We start from the raw sequence: 25,208 nt of genomic DNA, 5'->3' as shown, positions 1-25,208 counted from the left end.
GGGTGAATCCGCTGCCACAGGGCTAGCGTCACCGCTTCCTGTGGGAGTGGTCTGCCCGCGAAAGGGTCTTGAATGACACCCCGCAGAGGATCGGTTCATGAAGTTCGAAGGCACCCGCGACTACGTCGCCACAGACGACCTGAAGCTGGCGGTCAACGCAGCCATCACCCTGGAGCGCCCGCTGCTGGTCAAGGGTGAACCGGGCACCGGCAAGACCATGCTCGCCGAACAGCTCGCCGCCTCCTTCGGCGCCCGCCTGATCACCTGGCACATCAAATCCACCACCAAGGCCCACCAAGGCCTCTACGAATACGACGCGGTCAGCCGCCTGCGCGATTCGCAACTGGGTGTGGACAAGGTCCATGACGTGCGCAACTACCTGAAAAAGGGCAAGCTCTGGGAGGCTTTCGAGGCCGAAGAACGTGTGATCTTGCTGATCGACGAGATCGACAAGGCCGACATCGAGTTCCCCAACGACCTGCTGCAAGAACTCGACAAGATGGAGTTCTACGTCTACGAGATCGACGAGACGATCAAGGCCAAGCAACGTCCGATCATCATCATCACCTCCAACAACGAGAAGGAACTGCCCGACGCCTTCCTGCGCCGCTGCTTCTTCCACTACATCGCCTTCCCCGACCGCGACACCCTGCAGCGCATCGTCGACGTGCACTTCCCCAACATCAAGCAGTCGCTGGTCAGTGAAGCGCTGGATGTGTTCTTCGACGTGCGCAAGGTGCCGGGCCTCAAGAAAAAGCCATCCACCTCCGAGCTGGTCGACTGGCTCAAACTGTTGATGGCCGACAACATCGGCGAAGCCGTGCTGCGCGAGCGCGACCCGACCAAGGCCATTCCGCCGCTGGCCGGCGCCTTGGTCAAGAACGAGCAGGACGTGCAACTGCTCGAGCGCCTGGCCTTCATGAGCCGGCGCGGCAACCGCTGACAGGAGCCGGCCATGCTGCTCAATCTGTTCAACGAAATGCGCGCGGCCAAGGTGCCGGTGTCGGTGCGCGAACTGCTCGACCTGCTCAATGCCTTGCAGCAGCGGGTGGTGTTCGCCGACATGGACGAGTTCTATTACCTGGCGCGGGCCATCCTGGTGAAGGACGAGCGGCATTTCGACAAGTTCGACCGGGCCTTCTCCGCCTACTTCAAGGGCCTGGAGAATCTCGACCGACACCTGGAGGCGTTGATCCCCGAAGATTGGCTGCGCAAGGAGTTCGAGCGCTCGCTCAGTGACGAGGAACGTGCGCAGATCCAGTCCCTGGGCGGGCTGGACAAGCTGATCGAGGAATTCAAGAAACGCCTTGAAGAACAGAAGGAACGTCACGCCGGCGGCAACAAATGGATCGGCACCGGCGGTACCAGCCCATTCGGCTCCGGCGGCTACAACCCCGAAGGCATCCGCGTGGGCGAGGCCGGCAAACGCCAGGGCAAGGCGGTCAAGGTATGGGACCAGCGCGAATACAAGAACCTCGACGACCAGGTCGAACTGGGCACACGCAACATCAAGCTGGCTTTGCGTCGCCTGCGCAAGTTCGCCCGCGAAGGCGCTGCCGAGGAACTGGACATCGATGGCACCATCGACCACACCGCACGGGATGCAGGGCTGCTGAACATCCAGATGCGCCCGGAGCGGCGCAACACGGTCAAGCTGCTGTTGCTGTTCGACATCGGCGGCTCCATGGACGCCCACGTCAAGGTCTGCGAGGAGCTGTTCTCCGCGTGCAAGACCGAGTTCAAGCACATGGAGTACTACTACTTCCACAACTTCGTCTACGAGTCGGTGTGGAAGAACAACCTGCGCCGTACATCGGAGCGTTTCTCCACCTTCGACCTGCTGCACAAGTATGGCGACGACTACAAAGTGGTATTCGTCGGCGATGCGGCCATGGCGCCTTACGAGATCACCCAGCCGGGCGGTAGCGTGGAGCATTGGAACGAAGAAGCCGGGTACGTGTGGATGCAGCGTTTCATGGAGAAGTTCAGGAAGATCATCTGGATCAATCCGTATCCCAAGCAGGCCTGGGACTACACCGCCTCCACCCATCTGGTGCGCGAGCTGATCGAAGACAAGATGTACCCGCTGACCTTGCAGGGGCTGGAAGACGGGATGCGTTACCTGTCCAAGTAATGGCGTTGCCCGTTTCGCGGGTAAACCCGCGCCCACAGGTGCAGCACATCCATTGCGGACTGTGCTGCACCTGAGCAACTGCCCTGCATAGGCCCGTCGCAGGCCAGCCCGCACCTACCGGCTTAAGCACGTACCTTGTGCAAGCCGGGGTCCGGCGCTCCGATTGCCCCGCCAGAGGGCCGGCAGCCTCACCGCCAACGTTGCAGATAAGCCTGCTGCTGCTGCCAGGCCAGCTCCTGCACCACCGCCCTGAAGCGCACCACCGCCCCGGGCAGGCACTGCGCCAGTTGCGCCAGCGCCAGGGGCGTCAGCGCTCCAAGCCGTGGATACCCACCAATGGTCTGCCGGTCATTGAGCAGCACGATCGGCTGCCCGTCCGGCGGCACCTGCACGGCGCCCAAGGGGATACCCTCCGAAATCATCGGCGCGCCCTGGTAGACCAACTGCGGCCCGAGCAGGCGCATACCCATGCGGTCGGCGCGGCTGTCCAGGGTCCACTCACGATTGAACGCCTCGAACAAGCTGGTGCCGCTGAATGCGCCGATCTGTGCGCCCATCACCAGCTCCAGTTCGGGCTTTTGCGGGTAGGTCGGACGCAAATGCTGCGCCACTTCACGCAAGGCAGGCGCCCCCTTGGCGAACGACAACACTTGCCCTTTGGCCAGCGCCTTCCCTCGCCCATCGAGGCCGCCGAGCGCCTCGCGTGCCACGGTCGCGCAACTGCCCAATACCGTCTCGGCCTGGAACCCGCCAGGCGCTGCCACGTAAGCCCGCGCGCCTTGCCGAGGTTGGCGAAGACTCAGGCGCTGGCCCTTGCCCAAACGCAAGCTGCGCCAGGGCTGGACAGGCTGATCGTCGACACGCGCATCCAGATCTCCACCGGCCAGGGCCAAGGTGCAATCGTCCTCGGCGACCAGCGTGAAGCCCCCCAGCGTCACCTCCACCACCGGCGCATCCAGCGCATTGCCCAGTAGCCAGTTGGCCCAGTACATCGCCACCCAATCCAACGCCCCACCCTGGGTCACGCCTAGGTGGCGTACGCCGAAACGCCCGGCATCCTGCAACTGACACAGCGCGGTGCTGGACTCGATCGTCAATCGCTTCATGCCAGGGCCTCCAACGGGCTGTCGTCGCCGCCCAATGCCATGAACTGCTCGTGAGACACCGCCACGAAACGCACCCGATCACCTGGTTGCAGCAGGCTGTAACCCTCACGTGCGTGGTCGAACAAGCGCACCGGGGTGCGGCCGATCAGGTTCCAGCCGCCTGGCGAGACCGCCGGGTAGGCGGCGGTCTGGCGCTCGGCGATGCCCACGCTGCCCGCTGCCACGCGCTTGCGCGGGGTACTCAGGCGTGGGCTGGCCAGGCGTTCATCCACCAAGCCCATGAAACCGAATCCCGGCGCGAAACCCAGGGCAAACACCGGGTACTCCCGCTCGCTGTGCAGGCCGATCACCTCCGCCTCGCTCAGGCCGCTGCGGGCAGCCAGCACCGGCAGCTCCGGCCCGACGCTGGCGTGGTACCAGACCGGGATCTCATGGCGACGCCCGGTGTTGCCCGCATCCGGCTGCAAATCCGCCAATGCCTGGTCGATCAGCGCGCGCGCCTGCCCAGGTGCCTGCTCGAACTGCACCATCACGGTGGTATAGGAGGGGACCAAATCCACCAGCCCCGCCCCGAAGGCTGTGCGCAGGCGCTGGCTGGCAGCCAGGATCCACGGCATGTTGGCCTCATCGATGACGTCGAACAGGCGCACCATCAAGCTGTCGATGGCCACCACCTCGATGCATGGGTTCATGGCTGCTCCAAGGCGTCGAGGGCCTGGCGGATCTGCCGCACGGCCGCCACGGAGCTGTCATTGTCGCCATGCACGCAGAGGGTACCGGCATCCAGTTGCACAGCACTGCCGTCATCGGCCACCAGCGCCTCACCACGGGCCAGGCGCAAGGCCTGCTCGATCACCAAGGCCGGGTCGTGATGCACCGCGCCGGGCAGGCGCCGGGAAACCAGATGACCGCTAGCGGTATAGGCCCGGTCGGCAAAGGCCTCGAACCACAACGGCACACCGATCGCCTCGCCCAGGGCGCGTGCGGCGCTGTCGTCGGCGGTGGCCATCAGCATCACCGGCAGTCCCGCATCATAGGCGGCCACGGCCTCGAGTACTGCGCGCAGCTTGAGTGGGTCGGCCATCATGTCGTTGTACAGCGCGCCATGGGGTTTGACGTAGGCCACGCGGCTGCCCAGCACCTTACAGATCCCCTCCAGCGCGCCGATCTGGTAATGCAGCAGGTCTCGGATCTCCTCGTTGCTGCACGCCATGGAGCGGCGGCCGAAACCGACCAGGTCCGGGTAAGCCGGGTGCGCGCCGATGGTCACGCCGTGCTCCAGTGCCAGGGCCACGGTGCGGCGCATGGTGCCAGGGTCGCCTGCGTGGTAGCCGCAAGCGATGTTGGCGCAATCAATGTAAGGCATCACCTCGGCGTCCAGGCCCATGCGCCAACTGCCGAAACTCTCGCCCATGTCGCAATTGAGAAGCAGGCGTTTCACCGGTCGAACTCTCTTGTGGTTGTTCATGTGCCTACCTTACCGTGCCTGGAGTTGTTTGCCGCGTGTTTCAGGCAGGCTCAGGGCCGCGAGGATCACCACACCGTAGGACACCGCGGCAAAACCACCAATGCCCAGGCCCAAAGGCACTTTCTGGCTGAGCATGCCGATCAGCAGCGGGAAGAACGCAGCGATGGCGCGCCCCACGTTGTAGCAAAAGCCCTGCCCCGAACCGCGTATGCGGGTGGGGAACAGCTCGGTCAGGAAAGCCCCCATGCCGCTGAAGATGCCCGAAGCGAAGAACCCCAGCGGAAAACCCAGCCACAGCATGACGCCGTCACTGACCGGGATCTGGGTATAAAGCAGCACGATGACGAACGAGCCGACAGCGAACAGGATGAAGTTCTTCTTGCGACCCAGCAGATCGGTCAGGTACGCGCTGATCACATAACCCACGTAGGAGCCGACGATGACCATGGCCAGGTAGCCGCCGGTGCCCAGCACGCTCAGGCCACGCTCGTTCTTGAGGAAGGTCGGCAGCCAGGAGGTGATCGCGTAGTAACCGCCCAAGGCGCCGGTCGTCAGCAGCGAGGCGCGCAGGGTGGTCCAGAGCATGCCTGGGGCGAAGATTTCATAAAAATGCGACGGCGCCTGGGCCTTTTCCACAGCCTTGGCTTGGCGGTAGACCTCCGGGTCCTTGACCAGGCGGCGGACGAAAATCACGAACACTGCCGGCACGATGCCCAGCAGGAACAGCGCCCGCCAGGCCTGCTCCGGCGGCAGGAAGGAGAACAGCAACGCATAGAGGATCGCCGTCAATCCCCAGCCGATGGCCCAGCCGGACTGCACCATGCCCACGGCCTTGCCACGGTCCTGGGCGCGGATCACCTCACCGATCAGCACCGCGCCGGCCGTCCACTCGCCGCCAAAGCCGAAGCCCATCAGGGTCCGGGCGATCAGCAGTTGCTCATAGCTCTGGGCGAAGCCGCACAGGAAAGTGAAGAAGGCGAACCACAGCACGGTCAGTTGCAGGGTGCGCACCCGGCCGATGCGGTCGGAGAGAATGCCGGCAATCCAGCCGCCCAGGGCCGAAGCGATCAGGGTGCTGGTATGGATCAGCCCAGCCTCGGCGGTGGTGATGCCCCACATCAGGATCAACGTGGGGATGACGAAACTCAGCATCTGGGTGTCCATGCCATCGAGGCCGTAGCCGATCTTGCAGCTCCAGAAGGTGCGTCGTTGCTGACGGTCGATGTCGCGGTACCAGGCGAAGGGGCCGTTGGACGGCCGGGGGGCTGCCTGCTGCACGCCGGTTGGGTTCATGATTGCCTCGGCTTGTTGGTATTGTTCTCTGGGCGACGCGTTGCGTCGCGGCCTGGGCGTCATTGTTCAGAGGCCGTGCGCTGGGCGTCCAACGATAAAAACCGCCGGTCTGGAACAAGAAAAACTGATCATGAACCTTCGCTTCCTCGAAACCTTCGTCTGGGTTGCCCGGCTCAAGAGCTTTCGCCTCACCGCCGAGAAGCTCTTCACCACCCAGGCCTCGGTGTCCAGCCGCATCGCCGCGCTGGAGGCGGACCTGGGCGTGAAGCTGCTGTTGCGCGATTCGCGCGGAGTCAGCCTGACACCGGAGGGCAGCAAGGTGCTCGAATATGCCGAGCGCATGCTCGACACCGCCAAGGCCATGAAACAGTCGCTGGACACTGACCGGGCCAAGGTCGGGCGGATCCGCATCGGCGTGATGGATACGGTCATCCACACCTGGATGAGTGCCCTGGTGGCCGAACTGACCGAGCGCTACCCGCAGGTAGAGATCGAACTGGTGGCCGACACGGCCCTGAACCTGCGCGAGCAGCTGCAGAAGGGCTTTCTCGACGTGATCCTGCAGACCGACCTGCTGCGCCAGGAGTCGATCCGCAGCCTGGACCTGGCACGCTACCCCATGGGCTGGATCGTTGCCGCGGGCTCGACCCAGCAGCATGACTATGCCTCGCTGGCCGAGCTTGCCCGCGAACGGATCATCACCTTCTCGAAGAACTCGCGCCCGCACCAGGAGGTGCTCAGCCTGCTGCAGGCGGCCGGCGCCGAGACACCTCGTTTGAATTGCGTGAATTCAGTGGCAGCCATCACCCGCCTGCTGCGCGATGGCTTCGGCATCGGCGCCCTGCCCCCGGCGCTGGTCGATGCCGAACTTGCCCGCGGCGAGTTGGTGCTGCTGGGTGGCTTGCAGCCACCGCCGAGCCTTGAGCTGGTGGTGGCCTGGCAGACCGGGGTGGAGCTGGTGGAAGAAGTGGTGAGCCTGTGTCGGCAAGTGCTGGAGCGCTACGCGCAGGATGCGGGGGAGCAGCGGATCGTGCTGGTCTGAATCGACGGCGGTGTCATCTACAAGGGCAAACCCGCTCCCACAGGCACGCCGCTGAACGTGAAGTTTGCCCCGGCCCTGTGGGAGCGGGTTTCCCGCGGACCTTAGCGCCAGCTCTCTTTGACGGCCGTGCGACGCCCGCCGAGCGCCACCCAACCAAGCCCCAGCAACAGGCTTTCGATCACCAACGCCAGCACGAAGCCGGCGCCCAAGCCCCAGCCGATCGCCTCGGGCACCAGCAGGATCTGATAGCTGTAGCCATTGAGGGTTTCCTCGCGCAACTGAGGATCGGCCTGCACCAGCACATGCCAGGTGCGGCTCAGCCACGGGCCTTGCAGCGCCTGCCACTCGTTTTCCAGCAACTGGTTGCGGATCAGCAGGCTTTCGATGCTGTTGGCATCGCTGTTGAACACCGGGTCATCGCTGCTGCGGTAATGGCGTATGAGGGCTTGCAGGTCGCCTTTGAAGAAGCGTTGCGCCGTCTCTTCGAACCCTGAGAGCGCCTCACGCGACTCGAACAGGTGCGCTTCGACCCGTTGGCTGTAATCCTTGATCAGCCCCGGAACCTGAAGACCGACCAACAAGCCGAAGGTGAACAACAGCAACCGCAGGTAACCTCTGAACATGCAATGGCTTCCCTAGCTCTGCCCCTGGGCTACGCACTCGCCATGCCGCCACAGGGCCCATTGACCCGGCTCGTAGCGGTGCCAGGTCTCGTTTTCGGTCAGGGCCTCGGTGGCGATCACCGTGACCACATCGTTGGGGGTGGTTTCAGCCTGGAAGTCGACGTTCAGGTCGAAGTCCTTCAGGCGCGCCGGCCCGAACGGCGCACGGCGGGTGATGTGCACAAGCTTGGTCGAGCAGAAGCAGAACAACCAATCGCCGTCGCTCAGCAGGCAATTGAACACGCCTTGGCCGCGATATCCGGCACAGGCTTCGACCAGCACCGGCAGCAGCTGTTCGATTTCAACCGGTTCCGGGAAGGCTTCACGCACGCGGTTGAGCAAGTCGCAAAACGCCGCCTCGCTGTCGGTATCGCCCACCGGGCGGTAGAAGGTGGTCTGGCCACGGAAATCGCCCAGCTGGCCGTTGTGCGCAAAGCACCAGTTGCGGCCCCAGAGCTCACGCACGAACGGGTGGGTATTGGACAGGCACACCTTGCCGACGTTGGCCTGTCGGATATGACCGATGACCACTTCACTCTTGATCGGATAGCGCTGCACCAGATTGGCCACTTCCGACTCGCTGCTCGCGGCCGGGTCCTGGAACACCCGCAGGCCACGCCCTTCGTAGAAACCGATGCCCCAGCCGTCGCGGTGCGGGCCGGTACGCCCACCGCGCTGCATCAGGCCGGTGAAACTGAAGACGATGTCAGTGGGGACGTTGGCACTCATGCCCAGCAGTTCGCACATGTTCGATGCCCCTTGCCTACAGACGTGGCTCGACCCGGCCACGGCCGGTGCCGACAGGCACCGCCGGCAGCGGATCGTCGCGGTAGCGGTCGCGACGGTCGGCGGCGACCGGCGCCTCGACCATCACCTGCTCATCCTCGGCAGCCTGGCGCTTGGCGGCGGCATCGGCCTTGGCCCGGCGTTCGCGGGCGCGTTTTTCCAGCGGCCAGCGCACCACCACGAACACCCCGTACAGGATGAACGCAATCAAACCGTACATAGCCAGGTCCGAAGCAGCGCGCCAGGCGTTGTTGCCGACCTTGAAGGCCACGTCCAGCGCCGTGATGGCGATGGCCGGCGCGAAGCTTTCCTTGACCGGGTCAACGATGGTGGGCGTCAGCAACAGCACCGCCATGACCACCCGCAGCGGTTCGCGCAGCCAGCGCCACATCCAGCCAGTGAGCTTGAAACCCACCCACAGGCAGCCCAGGGCGGCAAGGGCGTACAAGCCCCAGGCGAGCGTATAGTCGTTCTCGGTCATGGTGTTCGTGCAAGCCAGGTAAAGAGACGCCTATGATAAACACTTTTGGACCGCGCCGCCCTCTTCACGGGCAATCCCGATTCCACAGGTCGCAAGCCATGCAGACGACCCGTAGGAGCAGGCTTACCCGCGAACAGGCCCATGCAGCCCACCCCTTGCCATGAGACTGCCAATGCCCAACACGCCCCAGCCGCCGATCGCCCACGCCGACAACGCCCCCGACCCGTACGCTTGGCTGCAACAGCGCGACACGCCCCAGGTGCTGGCTTACCTGAACGCGGAAAATTCCTACCAGCAGGCCTGCCTGGCCGACCAGGCTCCCTTGCGCGAGCAACTGTTCGAGGAAATCAAGGGCCGTATCCTGGAAACCGACCTGTCGCTGCCCTCCCCCTGGGGCCCGTACCTGTACTACACCCGCACCACAGCAGGCGATGAATACCCGCGCCACTACCGCTGCCCGCGTCCGGCGGACGACAGCAACACCGTCGATGAAAGCCGCGAAGAACTGCTACTCGACCCCAACGTGCTGGCTGCTGACGGCTTCCTGGCGCTGGGCTCCTTCAACGTCAGCCCCGACCATCGCCTGCTGGCCTACAGCCTCGATACCAGCGGCGACGAAATCTATACCCTGTACGTCAAGGACCTGACCAGCGGCGCGGTCACCACCCTGCCCTTCGAGGACTGCGACGGCAGCATGACCTGGGCCAACGACAGCCGCACGCTGTTCTTCGCCGAGCTGGACGACACACACCGCCCATGGCGCCTGCGCCGTCACACCCTCGGTGAGGACACCGCCCAGAGCGTGTTCGAGGAAGCCGATGGGCGGTTTTTCCTGCATTGCTATCGCACCAGCTCCGAGCGCCAGCTGGTGCTGCTGCTCAACAGCAAGACCACCAGCGAAGCCTGGGTACTGGACGCCGCGACTCCACAGGCCGCGTTCACGTGCCTGGCGCCCCGGGTCGAGGATCACGAGTACTACCCCGACCACGGCCAGCTCGACGGCCAGTGGCGCTGGTTCATCCGCAGTAACCAGGACGGTATCAATTTCGCCCTGTTCCACGCCCCGGCCGAGCAGGTGCCGACCCGTGATCAATGGCAAGTGCTGGTCCCCCATCGTGACGACATCATGCTCGAAGGCCTGAGCCTCAATGCCAGCGCGCTGACCCTGAGCCTGCGCGAAGGCGGCCTGCCGATCATCGAAGTGCACCCGCGCGACCTGCCGCCCTACCGCGTCGAGCTGCCGGATGCCGCCTATAGCCTGTACGTGCAAGACAGCCTGGAGTTCGTCAGCCCCCGCGTGCGCCTGCGCTACGAAGCGCTCAATCGGCCGGCCCAAGTGCGCCAGCTGGACTTGGCCAGCGGCGCCCAGGCCGTGCTCAAGCAGACGCCGGTGCTGGGTGAGTTCGACGCCGACGACTACGTCAGCCAGCGCCTGTGGGCGGTGGCCAAGGACGGTACCCGGGTACCGATCAGCCTGGTGCGCCGCCGTGACGATCTGGGCAAATGCGTGCCGCTCTACCTGTACGGCTATGGTGCCTATGGCGAAAGCCTCGATCCTTGGTTCTCCCATGCCCGTCTGAGCCTGCTGCAACGGGGCGTGGCCTTCGCCATCGCCCATGTGCGTGGCGGCGGCGAGCTGGGCGAGGCCTGGTACCGGGCTGGCAAGCAGGAACACAAGCAGAACAGCTTCGATGACTTCATCGCCTGCGCCGAACACCTGATCGCCGAAGGTGTGACCGACTCCGCGCACCTGGCCATCAGTGGCGGCAGCGCCGGCGGCTTGCTGATAGGTGCGGTGCTCAACCAGCGCCCGGAGCTCTTCCGTTGCGCCATTGCCGAGGTGCCGTTCGTCGACGTGCTCAACACCATGCTCGACCCAGAGCTGCCGCTGACCGTCACTGAATACGACGAATGGGGTAATCCGCAGGAGCCGGACGTGTACCAGCGGATCAAGGCCTACGCCCCCTACGAGAACCTCAAGGCCCAGGCCTACCCAGCCATGCTGGTGGTCGCCGGCTACAACGACAGCCGCGTGCAGTATTGGGAGGCAGCCAAGTGGGTGGCACGTCTGCGTACCTGCAAGACCGACGACAACCTGCTGCTGCTCAAGACCGAAATGGGCGCCGGCCACGGTGGCATGAGCGGCCGTTACCAGGGGCTGCGCGATGTGGCGCTGGAGTATGCCTTCGTGCTCAACGAGCTGGGGGTGATGTAATCCGCATTTCACCCAGCCGCTAATGCTTGATCGGCGCCTTCGGCGGCTCCGGCTGTAGCCCTGGCAGAGGCTGGTCTTTGCGCGGCCCGGGCAGCGGCATCGGCGGCAGCAGCGGCGCACCGGGCCGGTTGTCGCCGGCCTTGGGCGGCGTGCTCGGGGTGATCTGTGGGTAAGGTGTCGGCGTCGGCGTGCCCGGCGCCCCTGGCACTGACGTGTTGATCCGCGGCGTCGGCTGGCCCGCAGCCTCGGCGCACGGCGCAAGAGCAAGGATCGATACGGCGAGGATCGCAGGAAACATCAGCAACCTCCTGTCTGGAACCTACCTACAGGCTATGCCCATTCCTGCGTTTTCGCCTGTCCGAGGACAGCGCAGGCGCGCTAGACTCAACGGTAAAACCGTCATCCGCCTGAACACTAGAAAGGTAACACCCATGAGCTCGGCCTCTACTTCCGCCGCCACTGCCCGCCTCGACCGCATCCTCGCCGACGCCAAGCGCGACAAGGAAATGGGCTACCGCGACAAGGCCCTGAAGATGTACCCGCACGTCTGCGGCCGCTGCGCCCGCGAGTTCTCCGGCAAGCGCCTGAGCGAACTGACCGTGCATCACCGCGACCACAACCACGACAACAACCCCCAGGATGGTTCGAACTGGGAGCTGCTGTGCCTGTACTGCCACGACAACGAGCACTCGCGCTACACCGACCAGCAGTATTTCAGCGAAGGTTCCACCAGTACCCCGAGCATCGCCAAGGCAACCCACAACCCGTTCGCCGGCCTTGCGAGCCTGCTCAAGAAAGACTGATCGTCGAATCGCCTCCGCTGCCGCCGGCGAGTCCGTATAATCGCGCTTTTTTTGCGAAGGACCCCGGCACGTGGCAAACAAACGGTACAGCTGCATCGGCCTGTTCAATCCCAAGTCGGCAGAGAACGTAGGTTCGGTGATGCGCGCAGCAGGTTGCTACGGCGTCAATTCGGTGTTCTACACCGGCAAGCGTTATGAGCGCGCCCGCGACTTCGTCACCGACACCAAACGCGTGCACTACGACATCCCGCTGATCGGTATCGACGATCTGCAGCGCATCATCCCCCTGGGCTGCACCCCGGTGGCCGTGGAACTGGTCGAAGGCGCCCGCCCCCTGCCCGAGTACACCCATCCCGACCGCGCGCTCTACATCTTCGGTCCCGAAGACGGCAGCCTGAGCGCCGATGTCCGGGCCTGGTGCGAAGAAACCATCTACATCCCCACCGAAGGCTGCATGAACCTGGCGGCAACGGTGAATGTGGTGCTGTATGACCGCATGGCCAAGGGGCTCAATACCCGCTCGGGGCCCAAATTCAAATGAACACCACCTTCGCGAGGGGGCCTTCGCGCGGTTGAAACGCTCTCCAACAGGTTCCGCCTGGCAATCGAACTGAACGGCCAGCAGCCGTAGCGGGTCAGTTACTTACACCCCACACGGAGACCAAGCCATGCGTGATACCCCTTTGCTTGTGCATACCCATAATGTCCACGGCTGGGAGCGTGCCAGCTCCCTGGCAGGCGGCGCGCTGATGATCGGCAAGGGGCTGCGCCATGGCGGCGCGCTCGGGCTGCTGCAGATCGTGGTAGGCGGCATGGCCCTGGCCCGCGGGATCAGCGGACACTGCTCGACCAAGGCATGGTGGCAACGTCACAGGGCGGAGTACCTGCGCCTGCGCGACGATATCGAACGCAGTGCGGAGCAGTTGAAGGCGCTCAAGGCCAAAGGCTGAGCCGCCTGCGTGGCGCATTCGCGGGTAAAGCCGCCTCACAGTGGGAACATCGAAACATCTGTGGAGCGGGCTTACCCGCGGACAAACCCTCGGAACTTCAGCGCAGAACCTTGCTGTCCAGCACCTCGGAAGATCGTCCCAGCACGCTTTCGCTGAGCTGGATGAACTCTGCCGTGCTGACGCTGGGCAGGCGCATCAACGCACGGGTGACGTCGTCCAGCGAGCGTTTGTTCTGGGTGTGCAGGCGGATCTCGCGGTCCAGGGCCTGGAGCAGCAGCACACCTCGGGCAACCTGGGCGGCATCAGCCCTCTCCCCTCTCAGACGGGTGACCTTGGCAGCCTGTTTGTGCAGGCGCGCCTGCCAGGCCTCGTAACGGTCATCACTGAGCCCCCCAGCCCGGCGCAGCAGCTCGGTGGCGTAGTAGTCAGCCAGGCTTTCCCCGAGCCAGTCGCTGCCCTCACGGTCGTTGATCTGGGCGAATACCTGAACCAACTCACGCATCAAAGGGCTGGCGCCACTTTCACCGATCAATGGCCGGTTGCTGTGCAGATAGATGGAATTACGCCCGGCCAGCGCCCCGCGCCACATTTCATCCCGCGCCCCCACCAACAGCAGTTTGGGCGGATTGCGCGGGAACACGGCCTGCACCTGCGGCCAGACGAAAGTCAACAAAGTCAGTGTGTCCATCCGCCGCAAGCCCTGGCCTTGCGGCGCGGCCACGGTGACCTCCGTCTCGCCCAACCGCGCCCGGCGACTGCCAAGGTTGCCAGCAAGCATCCAGCCGGTCGGACGGTCGAACAGGCGCGAGACATCGTCGATGCGAAACTTCTGCTTGCCGATACGTGGCCAAGCGGTTTCTACGCTCTTCCAGCCTGTCGGCAACTCGAACATCAGGCGCGCCACCAGCTCGGTGCCGTCCTGCTGGTCCAGGCGCGCTGGCGGCACCAGCTGGTCCCCGCGAAACAACGCCCAGTGCGGCGTGATGCGGCTTTCATAGGCGCCGCCCCGTGGTTTTTGGTCGAGCTGCACGCGATAGCTGAGCTGGGTCTTGCCCGAGGCCGGGCGCCAAATCCCCCGCTCGCCCTGCACCTGCCATTGGCCATCGGCGTGAAAATCGCTGTACGCGCTGTGCTTGCCCAGGTCGAAATCCAGGCTGCGCACCACACTGCCATCGGCCAGGGTCAGATGCACCTCGGCCTGCCCGCTCGCCGGCAGCAGGCGCACCTGGTAATCCAGATCGACTTTCTTGGCCCAGGCCGGCGTACAGGCCAGAAGGCCCAGAACCCACAACAAATGGCAACGCATGCAGAAACTCCTTGTTCCCAGAAGCGAAAGACAAAAATGCGCGACGTGATCAGCCGGCGCGGAAGATGAGGTGGTCTTCCCAGTCGTCCTCGTCGACATCGTGCTCGCTGAGCATGCGCCCAGACTGGGAAATACGCTGTTCATGCACTTGGTTGCGATCCCCGCAGACCAAGTGATGCCAGGCAGGCAAGTCCTTGCCTTCACTGACCAAGCGATAGCCGCAGGTGGTGGGCAACCACTTGAACTGGTCGGCCTTGCCCGGGGTGAGCTGGATGCAGTCGGGCACCTGGGCGAAGCGGTTCGGGTAGTCGCTGCACTGGCAGGTGGTGAGGTCCAGCAGTTTGCAGGCGATGCGCGTGTAGTAGACGCTGTTGTCGTCCTCGTCCTCGAGCTTCTGCAGGCAACACAGGCCGCAGCCGTCGCACAGCGACTCCCATTCTTGCGGGTCGAGTTGCTCGAGGGTCTTGCGCCGCCAGAAGGGCGCGGTATCGGCGATCATCACACGTGTTCCTGCTTGGGCCAGCGGCATGCTTGAAACAACACGCTTCAAGCAAGAGCGGGCGTAACGGCTTTTTCTTGTGGCTAGCAGCTTCAAACGCGCAGCTGCCGCCATGGCGGCGCCAGTCTAGAGCCTGTCCCGAACCAAAGCCAGACCGCTTGTCAGTGCCGACCAGACGCAGTAGCGTGCGCGCTTTCCCGTCCATTTGCAGGAGCACGCATGAGCGCCAACCCACGCATCGCCGACTACGCCATCAATGAGCAGTTCATCAACCGCTGGTCGCCACGGGCGTTCACCGCCGAGCCGATCAGCGAGCGGACCCTGCTGAGTTTCCTGGAGGCCGCGCGCTGGGCGCCTTCGGCCTACAACTCACAGCCTTGGCGCTTCCTGTATGCCCGCCGTGACACGGCGAACTGGGAGCGCTACCTGGGCATCCTCAACGAGTTCAACCGCAGCTGGGCGCAACAGGCCTCGGCGCTGGTACTGGTGATGTCCAAGACCACCTTCGCCGCCCCTGGCTCCAGCGAGGAAAAACCGGCCCTGTGGCACACCTTCGACACCGGTTCCGCCTGGGGCCACCTGGCGCTGCAAGCCAGCATCAGCGGCTGGCACACCCATGGCATGGCCGGTTTCGATCAGGAGCTGGCTCGCAAGGAGCTGAAAATCCCCGAAGGCTATGCGCTGCACGCGATGGTGGCGATCGGCAAGCTCGGCGACAAGGCCACCTTGGCCGAGGCCCTGCAAGCGCGTGAAGAGCCAAGCCCACGCCGTCCGCTGAGCGAACTGGCGGCCGAGGGCGACTTCAGCCTCTGAGGCTCTCCCGGCCCTGATGCGCGGATGAACCCGCTCCTGCAAGAGACCGTGCGGTCTTTGTGAGAGCGGGTTCATCCGCGAACTGCGACCGACTCAGTACCCGCGCTTGAAATCCACTTCCCCGCGCAACCCCTGCCCCGCCTGATACGCCTGCATGTTCTCGACAAACAACCGCACCATCGCCACCGGCGAGGTGGGCGCCGAGCTGTGCCCGGTCAACAGCAGGCCCCAGGCCGTCCAGAACGGATGGCGCTGAGGCAGCGGCTCCTGCCGGCAGACATCGATCACTGCCCCGGCCAGATGGCCCTGCTTCAAGGCTTCCACCAGGTCGGCATCGACCACTGCCACGCCGCGCCCGGCATTGATGAACAGAGCGCTGGGCTTGAAGCACTTGAACAGAGCAGCATCGTAGAGATCATGCGTCGCCGGCGTGTCCGGCAGCAGGTTGAGCACGTAGTCGGCCTGCGCCACCATGCGCGGCAAGTCCTCGAGCCCGGCCACCTCGACGAATGGCGCCTGCTCGCGGGCACTGCTGGCAATGCCATACAAGGTCACGCCGAACGGCACGAGAAACTCGGCGACCCGCTGGCCGATATCGCCCGTGCCCACCACGAGCACCCGACGACCTTCGAGGGAGCGCCCCGGACGATCATCCCAACGGCGCTCGACTTGACTGACCAGACGCGCCAGCACGTCGCGCTCGTGAATCAGCATGTAGGTGAGCATGTATTCGGCCATCACCTGGCCGAAGATACCGACCGCACGGGTCAGGCGGTAATCACGCGGCAGGCCTTTGGCCAGCAGCGGCGTGATGCCGGCCCAGGTGGACTGTATCCACCGGGGCGCATGGCCCTGGCGCAGCAGACTGGCAAGCAGGTCGGGCTGGCCCAGCCATACCGGGCAGTCAGGCGCCAGACGCGATAATTCGGCGGAATCGCCGCTGGTCACGATATCCAGCTCTGGCGCCGCCTCGCCCAGCAGGCGGGCATAGTTGGCATGATCCTGTTCAGCGATCAGAACGCGCATGTAGAAGACAACCTTGGCAAACAACGAAAACGACCCGGCAGGCGGGTCGCTTGACGAACGATGGGGACCGGGCCGAGGTCAGGCCGGGTCGTTGCGGCGCAGCAGCTCTTCGGGCAGGTGCTCGATGTAGTCGTCCTCGGGCGGTGGCATCTGCAGGTGGTAGCCCTGGTTGTCGAGGTTCTCAAGCACCTTGGCGATGTCCTCACGCGCCAGCTTGCGCTCGGGGGTCAACACCAGGTCGAAGGCATGCACCGGGGTGCCAAAGAAGGGCAGCAAGGCCTCGGGCACTCGCGCCAGCCCCTCGGCCTTGAGCACATAGAGGTACATTTCGTTCTTGCGAGGGCTCTTGTAGATCGAGCAAATACGTTTCATCAGGAGTCTCCGGCGCCTGCCAGGCTGTCCAGCAGGGCCTGGCCCATGCGCTCGCGGCGCCAGCCGCGCAGCGAATCGGGCAGTTGATAGGGGCCGTTGGGGAAGCCGCTCTTGAGCAAGGCTTCGAGGGTTTTCTTGCGGAGCATCAGTTCCGGGGCGATACCCAGACGCTCGCCTTCGGCCTGGCCGACCGCGCGCAGACGCTTGAGGATGCCGGAGGCCTCGATCGGCAGCGGCTCGGGCAAGGCTTGCGGCCACTGTTCGGCCGGCAGGCTCGCCGCGCGCTTGATCAAGCCAAGCAGGAACTCGCCGTCTTGGCGGATGGTGCGCGGGTGCATGTCGTCGATCCGGGCCAAGGCCGACAGGTTGTCCGGCTGGCTTTTGGCCATGGGCCAAAGCGAGTGCTCACGCAGCACGCGGTTGCGCGGCACATCACGGCTGCGGGCCTCACGCTCGCGCCAGATGCACAATTCGCGCAGCACCGCCAGTTGCTGGGGGCTGAGCTTCCAGGCGAGCTTCACGTCGCGATAAAGCAGCTCCGGCTCGACTTCGCGGCGCAACTGGGCAACCAGCTCGGCGCCGTCTTCGAGCACCCAAGCATACTTGTCGTCCGACAGGCGCGGGCGCAGGGCACTGAACAGCTCGGCCAGGTGCACGGCATCCTCGGCGGCGTAGCTGACCTGGGTTTCGGACAATGGCCGTTGCAGCCAGTCCGAACGGGTTTCGCCCTTGGGCAACTCGATGCCTAGGACCTCTTGCACCAGGCGCGAGTAGCCCATGGAGAAGCCGATATTCAGATAGCCGGCAGCCAGCTGGGTGTCGAACAGCGGTTGCGGCAGCTTGCCGGTCAGGCGCAGGAGCACTTCCAGGTCTTCGCTGCAGGCGTGCAGCACCTTGACCACGCCGTTGTCCTCAAGCAGCTCGGCCAGCGGCTGCCAGTCGCGGATCAGCAATGGGTCGATCAGAAAAGCCCGGTTGCCTTCACCGACCTGGATCAGGCCGGCCTTGGGATAGAACGTGTCGACCCGCATGAACTCGGTGTCGAGCGCCACGAAGGGCAGCTCGCGCCAGGCCCGGCAGTGTTCGGCCAGGGTCTGGTCATCTCGTATCCAGTGTATTTCGATGCCCACGAGGCTCTCCCACAAATAATGGCGGGCAGTATATACGGCGCGGGCATTGGGGGTGAAACCTGCGCCATCCTTGGTTTGATCAACGGTCGGCGGTCATCCACGGCCGGCAGCTGGCGAACATATCCATCGATTGCCGGTAGACCTCGGTACGCACCTGCAACAGGCCGAGCATCGAATGGAACAGATTGTCCTGGCTCAGCGGCGCGTCGCGCAGACGGCCCAGGCAGTCGGTGTCGAGGGCGAAGTCCTGGCGGTAGCTGTCGGAGAACCACACCAAAAGCGGCACATGACGCTGTTGCTCGGGCGCCAACATGTAGGGTGTGCCATGCAGGTACAGGTTGTATTCGCCCAGCGACTCGCCATGGTCGGAGAGGTAGATCATCGCGGTGTCGACCTTGTCCTGACGGCTGCGCAGGAGATCGATCAGCGAGCCCAGCACCTGGTCAGTGTAAGCCAAGGTGTTGTCATAGCTGTTGACGATGGCCTGCTGGTCGCACTGGTTCAGGGCGTTGCTCTGGCACACCGGGGTGAAGCGCTCCGCGCTGGCCGGATAGCGCTTGTAATAGTCCGGGCCATGGCTGCCCATCTGGTGCAGTACCAGCACGGTGTCCTGAGTCAGATTGTCCAGCAGCTCGCCAAGGCCCTGCAGAAGGATCTCGTCGTGGCATTCACCATCGGCGCAGAGCTTAGGGTCCTTGAGGTTGCTGACATCGACGAACTGCACCCGGTCGCAGGTGCCTTTGCACCCGGACTGGTTGTCGCGCCACTGCACGCTCAGGCCGGCGCGCTGGAGGATGTCCAGGAGTCCTTCGCGGTTCTTGGCAACGCGAGCATCGTAGTCCTTGCGTGGCATGCCGGAGAACATGCACGGCACCGACACGGCGGTTTCGGTGCCGCACGAATGCACATCGCTGAACGCCAGCAGGCCTTGCTCCTGGTTCAGGCGAGGCGTGGTGTCGCGTCCATAACCCAGTACCCCGAAGTTCTCGGCCCGGGCGCTCTCCCCCACCACCAGCACGGTCAGCGACTTGCGTTCGTGGCGCTGCCAGGCATGGGGGTCGCGCTTGGCGTCCTCACCGTAGTGCTGGAACGGCCGCGCGGCACTGCTCAGGCGCTCGCTGACATAACCGAACGAGGCGCCGACGATGTTGCTCGGGGTGAGCATCAGGCGGATTTCATGGTGGTTGCGAAACAGCGAAGACAGCCCCTGGTAGTTGACCAGCGCCACTGAGCCCAGGGCCGCCACGCAGGCACCGCTGACCACCAGCTTGCCCAGCAGCTCGCGATGCCAGGGCCGATAGGCGATCCTGGCCTTCCACAGCAGCACCGACGGCAGGACGCCGAGCAGGCCGATGTAAAGGGCAAACTTGATCGACAGCAGGTCACGGACTTCGGCGACGTTGGTCTCGGCCATGTTGCGGAACATGCCTGTGTCGATCAGCACACCGTACTGGTTCATGAAATAGGCAACCCCCGCGCCGCTCATGAACAACACGATCAACAATGGCTTGAGCACATACCTGAACGCCACCAGCGTCAGCAGCAGGTTGAACGCGAACAGCATCATCACGGCGAAGGCCAGTAACAGCCACATGCCCACCATGCCTGGAGGTACAGCGGTTTCCAGGTGCTCCCAGAGCGCGGTATTGAACCCGATCAACAGGTAAAGACTGGCCAGCAACGTGACCCATTCGGCCCGCAGTGTTTTTACGTTCAAGATGATGTTCGCAGTCGAGAATTAAGATCGGCCCACGCACCTGCCAGGGCACCGGGGAAGTTGGCCGAACTCTAGAAAGCACACCATCAAGATTTTGTGAAAAAGACGCCAACAAAGGGTTGGCTGATATCTTTTTAACATTAAATGAATTTCATCTTTTCCCGGCGGGCAGATGTAGCTTGGCGTAAGGCTCGCGGTCGATATCCTGCACCTCTACGCACAGCTGGATATCCAGCCCCTCGCGAGCGGCGATTACTTCGCTCAGCACCTCCAGCAGGCTGGCGGACAACTGCTTCTTCACCTGCGCCGAACGCCCGCTGAGAATCGCCAGCCGTACATGGGCAAACGCCCGTTCGAGCGGTGCGGTGCCCACCCGGTAATGGGCGAAGGCCTGGGCACGGCTCTTGATATCCAGCTCGTCGGCGAACTGCCCGCTGCCCACCAGGGTGTGGTTCAGGCGCATCAGCAGCAGATCGACATTCAGATCGGCCAGGTTGTCGCTGTATTCCAGGTTCAGATGAGGCATGGCGCGGGTTCCAGGTCATGGCGGGAGTGCCACAGCCTACTCCAGTCCCGCAACCGGGCAAAGGCGACTATCCTCAAGGTTCAGGACTTTTTGCCAACCCCTGACCCGAGGTGAAGAAATGCCAGTCCCGCATGATCTGCTCGCTGACCTGCACATTTCCGCTGACGATTTCCAGGCGCTGATCGACAAGGACCAGACGCTCCATCAACTGCACAAGGAGTACAACGCCAAGGACAAGGAAGTGGTGGCCGCCGAAGGCAACGGTACCGCTGACGACGCGGTCAATCGCTTGCGCAAGGAGCGCCTGCTGATCAAGGACAAGATCGAACGGATCGTTCATCCCTCCAGATAACATTCCCTCTTCAAAAACATTCGCGGATGAACCCGCTCCCACAGGTTCTGCAAAAGCCAATGGGAGCGGGTTCACCCGCGAAAGCCAGACATACGACCCAAGCGGCTGTCGTTACGCCCCGGCCGAAGCCTTGAGCCCGGTCTCCAGATCCTCGATCAGGTCGCGGTAGTCTTCGATACCCACCGACAGGCGCAGCAGGTTCTCGCTGATGCCCATCTGCCCCTTCTGCTCGGGGCTCAGGGAGTTGTGCGACATGCTCCAGGAGTGGTTGATCATGCTCTCCACCCCTCCCAGCGAATCGGCCAGCACAAAGATCGACAGCGCTTGCACCAGGCGGTTGACCGCAGCGCGGTCGCCCTTGATCTTCATCGCCACCACCGCGCCGCCGCCGCGCATCTGTCGCTTGCACAGCTCATGCTGCGGATGGCTTTCGAGCTGCGGGTAATACACCTGCTCGACCTGCGGATGCCCCTCTAGGAACTGGGCCACGCGCAGGGCGTTGGCGCACTGGCGCTCCATACGCACATCGAGGGTCTTGAGCCCGCGCAGGGCCAAGTAGCAGTCGAACGGCCCCTGGATCGCGCCCACGGCCATGCTGATGCGGCGCAGGCGCTTGAGCAGCTCGTCGTTGGCCGCCACCACCACGCCACCGATCAGGTCGGAGTGCCCCCCGATGTACTTGCTCGCCGAATGCATCACCAGATCGACCCCCAGGGTGATCGGGCGCTGGTTCCAGGGTGAGCAGAAGGTATTGTCGATGCAGGTGAGGATGCCGCGCTCACGGGCCAGCGTGCACACTGCCTGGATGTCCACCAGGTGCAGCAACGGGTTGGTTGGCGACTCGATCCAGATCAGTTGGGTCTCGGGGCGGATGGCGGCGGCGACGGCGTCCAAGTCGTTGAGATCGACATAGGTGGTGGTCAGGCCCGAGGTGCGGCTGCGGTAGTCCTCCAGCAGGCGGAAGGTACCGCCATACACGCCGTTCATCACCACGACGTGGGCGTCTTTGGACAGCAGTTCCAGCACGGTGGCCGTGGCGCCGACACCCGAAGCGGTGGCGACCGCGCCCACGCCCTCTTCCAGGGCGGCGACGCAGGTTTCATAGGCGTGGCGGGTCGGGTTGCTGACCCGGCTGTAGGCGTATTCGGGGTGGTCATCCAGACCGCGCTTGATGAACGAGCTGGTGGTGACGATGGCCGGGAAGATGGCGTTGTCGGCGACGCTGGTCTGCTCGCCGGCGTGGATGGTACGGGTGGCGAAATTGCGCGGCTTGTTGTCGGACATGGTCGGGTCCATTGACGATGATGAGGAAGGAAGGCGCCACTATGGCATATCCACTGCCCTTCGCCGAGCGGGGGATGAATCTGCTGCCTGGGCTGTTTGGCTATTCTCGTTATTCTTCAAGCACGCTAATCTCGAGAAACTTTTTCTCAACGGGCGCCCGATAACGGTATGGACAGTTTCGATCAACATATCCTCACCCTGCTCCAGCGCGATGCCTCCATCTCCCTCAAGGACCTGGCCGAAGCCGTCAATCTCTCGACCACGCCTTGCTGGAAGCGGGTCAAGCGCCTGGAGGATGAGGGTTTCATCCGCGGCCGCGTCGCCCTGCTCGCCCCCGAAAAGCTGGGCCTGGGACTGACCGTGTTCGTCCAGCTCAAGACCCAGCGTCACGACAGCGCCTGGCTCGAGCAATTCGCCAGGGTCGTGACCGGGTTCGAGGAAGTGATGGAGGTGTATCGAATGTCCGGCGACTGGGACTACATGCTGCGGGTAGTGGTGGGCGATATCGCCGCGTATGACCGTTTCTACAAGAAGCTGATTACCAGCACCGACGGCCTTTCGAACATTACCTCGAGCTTTGCCATGGAGCAGATGAAGTACACCACGGCGTACCCGGTTCACCGCTGAACGCTGGGGCCGCAAAGCAGCCCCGGCCTTCAGTCAGTCTGCGTGGCTGACTTCGATTCTGTTGTCCGCACGCGCCTTCTGAAGCTTGATCGCCACGAACTTCGACGTTGGAGTGTAGGTCCCTTCGCCGTAGCTCTCCAGCGGCACCAGCGGGTTGGTCTCCGGGTAGTAGGCAGCCGCCTGGCCCTCGGGCAGGTCGTAGGCCACCAAGCGGAAGCCCGATACGCGCCGCTCACGGCCGTCTTCCCAGAGCGAGACCATGTCCACCTGCTCGCCGGGCTCGAAGCCCAGGCGGCGGATGTCAGCTTCGTTGACGAACACCACCTCGCGCAGGCCGAACACGCCCCGGTAGCGGTCGTCCAGGCCGTACAGGGTGGTGTTGTACTGATCGTGCGAGCGCAGGGTCTGCAGGATCAGGTCCGGCTGGTCGCCGCGGGCCAGGACCTTGGCGTTGACCAGTTGCTCAGGCAGTTCGCTGGGCGTGAACTGAGCCTTGCCGGTCGCCGTGTTCCACGTACGATCGGCGGCCGCGTTGCCCAAATGGAAACCACCCGGCTGCGCTAGGCGCGTGTTGAAATCGGCAAAGCCTGGGATCACATCGGCAATCAGTTCGCGGATGCGTCCATAGTCGCCGATCACCCATTCCCAATCGATCGGATGGTTACCCAGGGTCGCCTTGGCCATGCCGGCAATGATCGCCGGCTCCGAGCGCAGGTGCGGCGAGCGGGGTTTGAGCTGGCCGTGGGAGATGTGCACCATGCTGAACGTGTCTTCGACCGTGACGCCTTGCGGGCCTTCGGCCTGCAGGTCGATTTCGGTGCGGCCCAGGCACGGCAGGATCAACGCATCACGGCCGGTCACCAGGTGCGAGCGGTTGAGCTTGGTGGCGATGTGCACCGTCAGTTCGCAGTTGCGCATCGCCGCATGGGTGCGCGGTGTATCGGGCGTGGCCTGGGCGAAGTTGCCCCCCAAGCCGATGAACACCTTGGCCCGCTTCTCTTCCATGGCCTTGATCGCCAGCACGGCGTTATCGCCATGCTCGCGGGGGACCTTGAACTGGAAGCGTTTTTCCAGGGCATCGAGCAAGCGGGCCGGGGGTTTCTCGTCGATGCCCATGGTGCGGTCACCCTGCACATTGCTGTGGCCGCGTACCGGCGAGAGGCCTGCGCCAGGCTTACCGACGTTACCGCGCAACAGTTGCAGGTTGACGATTTCCTGGACGGTCGGCACCGAGTGACGATGCTGGGTCACGCCCATGGCCCAACACATGATCACCCGCTCAGCCTTGCGGTACATGCGTGCGGCCAGCTCGATCTCAGCCAGGCTCAGGCCGGACTGCTCGACGATATGCTCCCAGGAGGTCGCATCCACCGCTGCCAGATAAGCCTCCACGCCATCGGTATGCTCGGCGATGAAAGCGTGGTCGAAGACGGCCGGCTCGCCCTTGGCCTGGGCCTCGCGTTCCCACAGCAGCAAGAACTTGGCGATGCCGCGCATGACCGCCATGTCGCCGCCCAACGCCGGGCGGAAGTACGCAGTGTTGGTCGGCTCCGAGCCGTTGCTGAGCATTTCGAAGGGGTGCTGCGGATGCTGGAAGCGCTCCAGGCCACGCTCCTTGAGCGGGTTGAAGCACACCACCTGGGCACCGCGCTTGACCGCTTCGCGCAGCGGTTCGAGCATGCGCGGGTGGTTGGTGCCGGGGTTCTGGCCGATGACGAAGATCGCGTCGGCTTCCTCCAAGTCATCGAACACCACAGTGCCCTTGCCCACACCCAGGGTGCTGGACATGCCCACGCCACTGGCTTCGTGGCACATGTTCGAGCAGTCCGGGAAGTTGTTGGTACCGAAGGCCCGCACGAACAGCTGGTACAGGAACGCCGCTTCGTTGCTGGCCCGCCCAGAGGTATAGAACTCGGCCTGGTTGGGCGACTCGAGCGCCTGCAGGTGCTGTGCGATGAGCGCGAAGGCGTCGTCCCAGGAGGTTTCCACGTAATGGTCGGTGGCCGCGTCGTAGCGCATCGGGTGGGTCAGTCGGCCCTGGTATTCGAGCCAATAGTCGCTCTGCTCGGCCAGGGCACTGACGCTGTACTTGGCGAAGAAGGCCGGGTCCACCGAACGGCCGGTGGCCTCCCAGTTGACCGCCTTGGCACCGTTCTCGCAGAACTTGACCATGTCGCTTCCCGGCGATTCGCCCCAGGCACAACCGGGGCAGTCGAAGCCGCCGTTCTGGTTGGTCTTGAGCATCATGCGCAGGTTCTTGAAGGCGTTCTCGCTGCCCAGCCAGGCCTTGGTCACACTCTTGAGCGCACCCCAGCCAGCGGCGGGGCCGTTGTAATCCCTGATGTGGTTGTCTTCGCTCATGGGGGTCCTCGGGCGCTTGAAAATGCACCGGCAGTGAATCTCCGGCTTTTTTCCAGCCTATGAAGAGCGGCCCCAACGCGTCCAATCGATATGCCTGACAGTGTGATAAACGGTTTCGATCAAGACCGGCAAGCCGCGTATTTCTTGGCCTGCGGCCATGATAGAGGAGACTGATCGTTTAGTCGGGGAAAGCAATTTGACGGGGGTGCGCACAGGTTATAGCTTGGAACTAGTCCGCGGCGCCCCGCCGCTTCA

General features: G+C 63.9%; 27 protein-coding genes. 10 read left to right on the top strand and 17 right to left on the bottom strand.

Going from position 1 to position 25,208, the window contains the following annotated elements; genetic code table 11:
* The first annotated feature begins 97 nt into the window (after positions 1–97).
* On the top strand, positions 98–943 hold the full coding sequence (locus J5X93_RS06675; protein ID WP_043209275.1) for an AAA family ATPase: 846 nt from the start codon (positions 98–100) through the stop codon (positions 941–943).
* 12 nt (positions 944–955) lie between these two features.
* Positions 956–2,134, top strand: coding sequence for a vWA domain-containing protein (locus J5X93_RS06670; RefSeq protein WP_043209273.1), 1,179 nt, complete (start codon positions 956–958; stop codon positions 2,132–2,134).
* Between the two features lie 188 nt (positions 2,135–2,322).
* Here J5X93_RS06670 and J5X93_RS06665 read toward each other — a convergent pair whose 3' ends face one another.
* From J5X93_RS06665 to J5X93_RS06650, 4 genes are read right to left on the bottom strand one after another with little or no spacing between them, the layout of a single operon-like run.
* On the bottom strand, positions 2,323–3,240 hold the full coding sequence (locus J5X93_RS06665; RefSeq protein WP_102081366.1) for a 5-oxoprolinase subunit C family protein: 918 nt from the start codon (positions 3,238–3,240) through the stop codon (positions 2,323–2,325).
* Positions 3,237–3,932, bottom strand: coding sequence for a 5-oxoprolinase subunit PxpB (pxpB, locus tag J5X93_RS06660; protein ID WP_090345346.1), 696 nt, complete (start codon positions 3,930–3,932; stop codon positions 3,237–3,239). Before pxpB ends, J5X93_RS06665 begins: the two co-directional genes overlap by 4 nt.
* Positions 3,929–4,708: a 5-oxoprolinase subunit PxpA gene (locus J5X93_RS06655; RefSeq protein ID WP_182941559.1), complete on the bottom strand. Its 780-nt coding sequence runs from the start codon at positions 4,706–4,708 to the stop codon at positions 3,929–3,931. Before J5X93_RS06655 ends, pxpB begins: the two co-directional genes overlap by 4 nt.
* A gap of 9 nt (positions 4,709–4,717) precedes the next feature.
* Positions 4,718–6,001: an MFS transporter gene (locus J5X93_RS06650; RefSeq protein WP_182941561.1), complete on the bottom strand. Its 1,284-nt coding sequence runs from the start codon at positions 5,999–6,001 to the stop codon at positions 4,718–4,720.
* Between the two features lie 130 nt (positions 6,002–6,131).
* Here J5X93_RS06650 and J5X93_RS06645 point away from each other — a divergent pair, with 130 nt between their 5' ends.
* A complete protein-coding gene (locus J5X93_RS06645; protein WP_043215489.1) occupies positions 6,132–7,043 on the top strand; it encodes a LysR family transcriptional regulator in 912 nt (303 codons plus the stop codon).
* A 101-nt stretch (positions 7,044–7,144) separates the two neighbouring features.
* On the opposite strand, the gene J5X93_RS06640 is transcribed toward J5X93_RS06645, so the two are convergent.
* Genes J5X93_RS06640 through J5X93_RS06630 form a run of 3 tightly spaced genes read right to left on the bottom strand, consistent with a single transcriptional unit; the run spans position 7,145 to position 8,972 of the window.
* Positions 7,145–7,666: a DUF2937 family protein gene (locus J5X93_RS06640; protein ID WP_043215487.1), complete on the bottom strand. Its 522-nt coding sequence runs from the start codon at positions 7,664–7,666 to the stop codon at positions 7,145–7,147.
* A gap of 12 nt (positions 7,667–7,678) precedes the next feature.
* Positions 7,679–8,452, bottom strand: coding sequence for a class II glutamine amidotransferase (locus J5X93_RS06635; protein ID WP_043215485.1), 774 nt, complete (start codon positions 8,450–8,452; stop codon positions 7,679–7,681).
* Between the two features lie 16 nt (positions 8,453–8,468).
* Complete coding sequence (locus J5X93_RS06630) at positions 8,469–8,972, bottom strand: MFS transporter (protein ID WP_182941563.1); 504 nt, start codon at positions 8,970–8,972, stop codon at positions 8,469–8,471.
* Positions 8,973–9,144: 172 nt separating this feature from the next.
* On the opposite strand from J5X93_RS06630, the gene J5X93_RS06625 reads away from it, so the two are divergent.
* Entirely contained in the window at positions 9,145–11,187 is a 2,043-nt protein-coding gene (locus tag J5X93_RS06625) for a S9 family peptidase (protein ID WP_182941565.1), read from the top strand.
* 19 nt (positions 11,188–11,206) lie between these two features.
* Here the strand turns inward: J5X93_RS06625 and J5X93_RS06620 are convergent, their stop codons facing one another.
* Positions 11,207–11,485 carry a hypothetical protein gene (locus J5X93_RS06620; protein ID WP_043215479.1) on the bottom strand — a complete coding sequence of 93 codons (279 nt, stop codon included), beginning with the start codon at positions 11,483–11,485 and terminating at the stop codon, positions 11,207–11,209.
* A 133-nt stretch (positions 11,486–11,618) separates the two neighbouring features.
* Between J5X93_RS06620 and J5X93_RS06615 the strand changes: the two genes are divergently transcribed.
* The 3 genes from J5X93_RS06615 (at position 11,619) to J5X93_RS06605 (ending at position 12,940) form a co-directional block, all read left to right on the top strand.
* Positions 11,619–11,990, top strand: a complete 372-nt coding sequence (locus tag J5X93_RS06615; protein ID WP_043215477.1) for a YajD family HNH nuclease — start codon at positions 11,619–11,621, stop codon at positions 11,988–11,990.
* 70 nt (positions 11,991–12,060) lie between these two features.
* Positions 12,061–12,531, top strand: a complete 471-nt coding sequence (locus J5X93_RS06610; protein WP_043215476.1) for an RNA methyltransferase — start codon at positions 12,061–12,063, stop codon at positions 12,529–12,531.
* A 127-nt stretch (positions 12,532–12,658) separates the two neighbouring features.
* Positions 12,659–12,940, top strand: coding sequence for a YgaP family membrane protein (locus tag J5X93_RS06605; RefSeq protein ID WP_043215502.1), 282 nt, complete (start codon positions 12,659–12,661; stop codon positions 12,938–12,940).
* A 97-nt stretch (positions 12,941–13,037) separates the two neighbouring features.
* Here the strand turns inward: J5X93_RS06605 and J5X93_RS06600 are convergent, their stop codons facing one another.
* Positions 13,038–14,246: a hypothetical protein gene (locus J5X93_RS06600; RefSeq protein WP_102081369.1), complete on the bottom strand. Its 1,209-nt coding sequence runs from the start codon at positions 14,244–14,246 to the stop codon at positions 13,038–13,040.
* A gap of 49 nt (positions 14,247–14,295) precedes the next feature.
* The gene (locus J5X93_RS06595; RefSeq protein ID WP_043215470.1) at positions 14,296–14,745 is read right to left on the bottom strand and encodes a YcgN family cysteine cluster protein; all 450 of its coding nucleotides are present in this window, start codon (positions 14,743–14,745) and stop codon (positions 14,296–14,298) included.
* 219 nt (positions 14,746–14,964) lie between these two features.
* On the opposite strand from J5X93_RS06595, the gene J5X93_RS06590 reads away from it, so the two are divergent.
* Complete coding sequence (locus J5X93_RS06590) at positions 14,965–15,558, top strand: nitroreductase family protein (RefSeq protein ID WP_182941567.1); 594 nt, start codon at positions 14,965–14,967, stop codon at positions 15,556–15,558.
* Between the two features lie 93 nt (positions 15,559–15,651).
* Here the strand turns inward: J5X93_RS06590 and J5X93_RS06585 are convergent, their stop codons facing one another.
* From J5X93_RS06585 to J5X93_RS06565, 5 genes are all read right to left on the bottom strand, one after another.
* Entirely contained in the window at positions 15,652–16,584 is a 933-nt protein-coding gene (locus J5X93_RS06585) for a D-2-hydroxyacid dehydrogenase (protein ID WP_043215467.1), read from the bottom strand.
* 78 nt (positions 16,585–16,662) lie between these two features.
* Positions 16,663–16,956, bottom strand: coding sequence for a YcgL domain-containing protein (locus tag J5X93_RS06580; RefSeq protein ID WP_043215465.1), 294 nt, complete (start codon positions 16,954–16,956; stop codon positions 16,663–16,665).
* Positions 16,956–18,086, bottom strand: coding sequence for a ribonuclease D (gene rnd, locus J5X93_RS06575; RefSeq protein WP_070571426.1), 1,131 nt, complete (start codon positions 18,084–18,086; stop codon positions 16,956–16,958). Before rnd ends, J5X93_RS06580 begins: the two co-directional genes overlap by 1 nt.
* 79 nt (positions 18,087–18,165) lie before the next feature.
* A complete protein-coding gene (locus J5X93_RS06570; protein ID WP_182943365.1) occupies positions 18,166–19,806 on the bottom strand; it encodes a phosphoethanolamine transferase in 1,641 nt (546 codons plus the stop codon).
* A gap of 148 nt (positions 19,807–19,954) precedes the next feature.
* Positions 19,955–20,329: a 5-carboxymethyl-2-hydroxymuconate Delta-isomerase gene (locus tag J5X93_RS06565; protein WP_182941569.1), complete on the bottom strand. Its 375-nt coding sequence runs from the start codon at positions 20,327–20,329 to the stop codon at positions 19,955–19,957.
* 118 nt (positions 20,330–20,447) lie between these two features.
* Between J5X93_RS06565 and J5X93_RS06560 the strand changes: the two genes are divergently transcribed.
* On the top strand, positions 20,448–20,681 hold the full coding sequence (locus J5X93_RS06560; RefSeq protein ID WP_182941571.1) for an HP1242/YdcH family protein: 234 nt from the start codon (positions 20,448–20,450) through the stop codon (positions 20,679–20,681).
* 111 nt (positions 20,682–20,792) lie between these two features.
* Here J5X93_RS06560 and J5X93_RS06555 read toward each other — a convergent pair whose 3' ends face one another.
* Positions 20,793–21,977: a trans-sulfuration enzyme family protein gene (locus tag J5X93_RS06555; protein WP_043215825.1), complete on the bottom strand. Its 1,185-nt coding sequence runs from the start codon at positions 21,975–21,977 to the stop codon at positions 20,793–20,795.
* A 156-nt stretch (positions 21,978–22,133) separates the two neighbouring features.
* Here J5X93_RS06555 and J5X93_RS06550 point away from each other — a divergent pair, with 156 nt between their 5' ends.
* A complete protein-coding gene (locus J5X93_RS06550; protein ID WP_182941573.1) occupies positions 22,134–22,592 on the top strand; it encodes an Lrp/AsnC family transcriptional regulator in 459 nt (152 codons plus the stop codon).
* Between the two features lie 33 nt (positions 22,593–22,625).
* On the opposite strand, the gene J5X93_RS06545 is transcribed toward J5X93_RS06550, so the two are convergent.
* Positions 22,626–24,953 carry an FdhF/YdeP family oxidoreductase gene (locus tag J5X93_RS06545; RefSeq protein WP_102081370.1) on the bottom strand — a complete coding sequence of 776 codons (2,328 nt, stop codon included), beginning with the start codon at positions 24,951–24,953 and terminating at the stop codon, positions 22,626–22,628.
* Positions 24,954–25,208 lie beyond the last annotated feature (255 nt).

The organism is Pseudomonas sp. BYT-1, from assembly GCF_023611805.1.
Classification (GTDB): Bacteria; Pseudomonadota; Gammaproteobacteria; order Pseudomonadales; family Pseudomonadaceae; genus Aquipseudomonas; species Aquipseudomonas guariconensis.
The sequence above is the reverse complement of the archived record's forward strand: the minus strand, read 5'-3'. Positions and strand labels throughout refer to the sequence as shown.